At 30.4% G+C, this 4,189-nt stretch carries 5 protein-coding genes; 3 read left to right on the plus strand and 2 right to left on the minus strand.

Features of this window, described 5'->3' with window-relative positions; genetic code table 11:
- A partial coding sequence (locus tag ACH2BG_RS03925; protein ID WP_395046413.1) for a ribonuclease R family protein occupies positions 1 to 1,152 on the minus strand: 1,152 nt, incomplete at its 3' end.
- 119 nt (positions 1,153 to 1,271) lie between these two features.
- Here ACH2BG_RS03925 and ACH2BG_RS03930 point away from each other — a divergent pair.
- The 3 genes from ACH2BG_RS03930 to ACH2BG_RS03940 all read left to right on the plus strand — a co-directional run bounded on the left by ACH2BG_RS03930 (position 1,272) and on the right by ACH2BG_RS03940 (position 3,972).
- Positions 1,272 to 1,505 (plus strand): DUF2007 domain-containing protein, encoded by a 234-nt coding sequence (locus tag ACH2BG_RS03930; RefSeq protein WP_309757393.1) that lies wholly within the window; start codon positions 1,272 to 1,274, stop codon positions 1,503 to 1,505.
- Between the two features lie 703 nt (positions 1,506 to 2,208).
- Positions 2,209 to 2,640: a ribose 5-phosphate isomerase B gene (gene rpiB, locus ACH2BG_RS03935; RefSeq protein WP_395046414.1), complete on the plus strand. Its 432-nt coding sequence runs from the start codon at positions 2,209 to 2,211 to the stop codon at positions 2,638 to 2,640.
- 192 nt (positions 2,641 to 2,832) lie between these two features.
- Entirely contained in the window at positions 2,833 to 3,972 is a 1,140-nt protein-coding gene (locus ACH2BG_RS03940) for an ATP-binding protein (RefSeq protein WP_395046415.1), read from the plus strand.
- 3 nt (positions 3,973 to 3,975) lie between these two features.
- On the opposite strand, the gene ACH2BG_RS03945 is transcribed toward ACH2BG_RS03940, so the two are convergent.
- On the minus strand, positions 3,976 to 4,189 hold a 214-nt coding region (locus ACH2BG_RS03945), incomplete at its 5' end, for a DUF1294 domain-containing protein (RefSeq protein ID WP_395046416.1).

Here is a 4,189-nt window from a genome sequence, read left to right on the forward strand (position 1 = left end):
CTGCGCTTCCTCGTAAGCAAAACGCTGATCCGAATAAATGACCGTTCTTCCAAACCATTGATTGACCACTTGTGAAGTTTCCGTAATTTCGAATATAGCAGAAAACGTATATTTTTCTTCATTTGGACGTAAGGAACACGCAAAATTTGACAGTACTTCTGGCAACATAGGCACTACTCTATCCACTAAATAAACAGATGTTGCTCTTTGATACGCTTCATCATCCAGGATTGTTCCTTCTTCAAGATAATACGAAACATCGGCAATATGAATACCAATTTCATAATTGCCATTTTCTAATTTTTTAAATGAAAGTGCATCATCAAAATCCTTCGCATCTTTTGGATCAATGGTAAAAGTCAACGTATTACGCATGTCACGACGATTCGCTATTTCAGTAGCAGTAATCGAAGTATCTATTTTTTGTGCAAACGTCTCGACTTCAATAGGAAATTCTGATGGCAATCCGTATTCAGCAAGAATGGCATGAATCTCAGTATCGTGTTCACCTGGTTTTCCTAACACTTTTATCACGGATCCAAAAGGACTATCAGCTCTAGCCGGCCAATCTTCGATATGAACTAAAACAACGTCGCCTTGCTCTGCCTCGCCTATTTTATCCTTTGGAATAAAAATATCCGTATACATTTTAGGGTTTGCAGTAGAAACAAAAGCAAAATTAGCTTGAATGTCAATAACACCTACAAAATCAGTTTTATGTCTTTCAAGGACTTCAATCACTTCTCCTTCAGGTCTTTTACCACTTCGTTTATTATAAACGTACACTTTAACAATATCTTTATCTAAAGCATGGTTTAGATTATTGGTAGGGATAAATACATCATCATCTAAATCAGGGCAGACAAAATAAGCAGTCTTTCTTCCTGTCATGTCAATTTTACCTTCGTAATAATCTTTACTAACTGCTTTGATTAAATATTTTCCAGGTTCTGATTCAATAATTTTATTTTGCGAAGCCAGAATCTTCAAATCTTTTATAATTTGATTCCTGCTTTCGGTATCATCAACTTCTAGCTTAGCTCCTATTTGTTTGTAATTGAATGCTTTATTTGCACTTTGCGATAATATTTTTATAATTTTTTCTGAGAAATCTTTCCCTTTTTTTACCGGCTTTCTTAATCTTTTACTCATACATCTGTTCTTAAAAGTCTAAAATTACAAAATACTAGACTGTTATCAGTAAAGAGTACGCAGTTTTAAAGAAAATATAACTTTATAGAATAGTTGTATCTTTATAAAAAGTATAAAAAATGGAAGAATTTCAAACCATTGCAATTTTTAATTATTCGCATGAAATTATAGTTATAAAGCATTTGCTAGAGCAAGAAGCAATTCATTATTTTTTTGAAAACGAAAACTTAGTTTCTGTTGATCCTTTTGGCAGCTTTGCATATGGCGGAATCAAACTCAAAATTCATTTTAACGATTTTGAAAAAGTACAAGAATTGCTAGACAACCTAAACAGCAATTTGAAAATCGTTTGAAATAGAATTTAATTTTTTGAAAGTTGTCAACATATATTTAAATAAACAAAAAGAAAAATTAAATTTAAAATTCTTCTTGGTTGTTATTATAGCGTGTTAATAGTGGCAATAAATTTATTTTAAAAAGGATTGAAATCAACTTAAAAAATGTTATACCGACTTATCAACATAGTTATTTTTGAATAAAGTATTCGTTTTAAAGGAGTTTCTATTTTTAATTAACAATGGTTAATAATCTATAAATAATTCATTTTGTAAATAAGTAGTTTTTAAAAATTTGTTAATAAACTACTTTTTAATAATGATAACTATTCTAAAAATTCCTCAAAGTAAATTAGGTTTTAAAAACTGGGTTTTGGATTACTTAATTTTTTAATAGTACCAAAAAATAGTTCTTATTTTCTATCTCAAGTTATCAACATCTTGTGTTAATTTAAAGTTAACTGAATATCAATCAATTGCGTTTTGCTATTAACAATTCAAATTTTTAACATTTACAATAATAAATATACATTGATTTACAGGTATTTATACATTAATAAAAATTGTTGATAACCCGTAATTATATAGCTATTAAAGGGTTACAAGACCATTAATAGAAATACTATAAGTGGTTTAATTAGCAAACAAAGAACAAAAATTTATTAGGCAATCAATAGAATAGTTTCTCTAAATTTGCAACACACAACTTAAAATACACAAGATGAAAATCTCCATAGGAAACGATCACGCAGGACCAGATTATAAACAGGCAATTGTTGAAATGCTTGTCGCAAAAGGACATCAAATAACAAACTATGGAACTGATTCAATTGATAGTGTTGATTATCCTGATTTTGGGCATCCAGTGGCTACTGATGTAACAGAAGGTAAAGCTGATTTAGGAATTGTAATTTGTGGAAGCGGAAACGGAATTGCAATGACGGTTAATAAATATGCTCAAGTTCGTGCTGCTTTATGTTGGACGAAAGAGATTGCTATTTTAGCACGTCAACATAATAATGCTAATATTATTAGTATTCCTGCCCGTTTTACTTCAATCCCACAAGTTCTAGAAATGGTTGATGCTTTTATTAGCACTGATTTTGAAGGTGGTAGACACCAAAACCGTGTCAATAAAATAGCGTGTCAATAAAAAACCGAGGTGCTTCGCACCAATAATAGTTTGTAAGCTCGGTTTTTACACTGGGCTTTTTTTGTTTTCTATTGACTGAATTTACGTTAATTCAGTCAACGTACTGATTGAATTTACATTAATTCAGTCAATTAACTGACTGAATTTACATTTTTTAATATATTTGTATCTAAATATTTAAAATTCAAGACGATGAATTTTTTAAAAAGAGGAATAGACACATTGTTTTCCAAAAAAGTTTTACCAAACAAAGTACTGATTTTGTTAGGTGCAAGACGTGTGGGTAAAACGGCTTTTATCAAAAATTATCTTTCAACTATTCCAAAACAAGAGTATTTGCATCTTAATGGCGAAGATATAGATGATGCCAATTTACTAAAAGAACGATCAGTAAATAATTACAGCCGGCTTTTAGCAAATATTAAAGTATTGGTTATTGACGAAGCGCAAAATATTCCCGACATTGGCTTAATTCTTAAATTGATTGTCGATTCTATTGATGGAATAAAAATTATCGCTACAGGATCGTCCGTTTTTGATTTATCGAATAAGTTAGGCGAACCTTTGGTAGGAAGAAAAAATACGATATATTTATTTCCAATGGCTCAAATGGAATTTGCTAAATATGAAAATTTCAAGGAAACTACTCAAAAATTAGAGGAACGATTGCTTTTTGGATCTTATCCCGAACTCGAACAATATTCAGATTGGAATGATAAAATTAACTATTTGAAAGAGATAATTAATTCCTATTTATTGAAGGATATTTTAGTTTACGAAGGTATCAAACAATCCAATAAAATTCTGGATTTATTAAAGTTAATTGCTTTTCAAATAGGGCAGGAGGTATCCTTGCAAGAATTAGCAAGACAATTGGGTATTTCTAAAAATACAGTTGAAAGTTATTTGGATTTACTTTCGAAAGTGTTTGTTATCTATAAAGTTCCTGGTTTTAGTAAAAATTTACGCAAAGAAATAACCAAATCGAACAGATGGTATTTCTATGACAACGGCATTCGGAATGCAATTATAGCTAATTTTAGTCGGTTAGATTCCAGAACAGATGTAGGTGCCTTATGGGAAAATTATCTTGCTTCGGAACGTATAAAAAATCAAAATTACACGCAGAAAACGGTTTCTAATTACTTCTGGAGAACTTATGACCAACAAGAATTGGATTGGCTGGAAGAAGAAAATGGTATTTTAAGAGGGTACGAATTTAAATGGAACGAAAACCGAAAAACAAAAATCCCTACAGCTTTCGCCAAAGGGTATCCAGAGGCGAGTTTTGAAGTGATCAATAAACAGAATTATTTAGATTTTATTACCTAAAAGTTAAAAAAAATAGACCAGAAAAAGCAGTCCAATTTGTAAAGTAGCAAGTAACCAAAACTTCCATAAATAGCTTTTTTTGCCTGTTTTATGTCTAAAAAGTAGCATTGCAATTCCTGAACCAATTGTTCCGCCAAAAAATACAAAACTTAAAAGAGTACGTTCAGGAATTCTTCTTTTTTGATTTTCAGCTAAAAATTTATCATAAACTATACTC

The sequence above is a fragment of the Flavobacterium sp. genome, from assembly GCF_043779715.1.
Taxonomy (GTDB): Bacteria; Bacteroidota; Bacteroidia; order Flavobacteriales; family Flavobacteriaceae; genus Flavobacterium.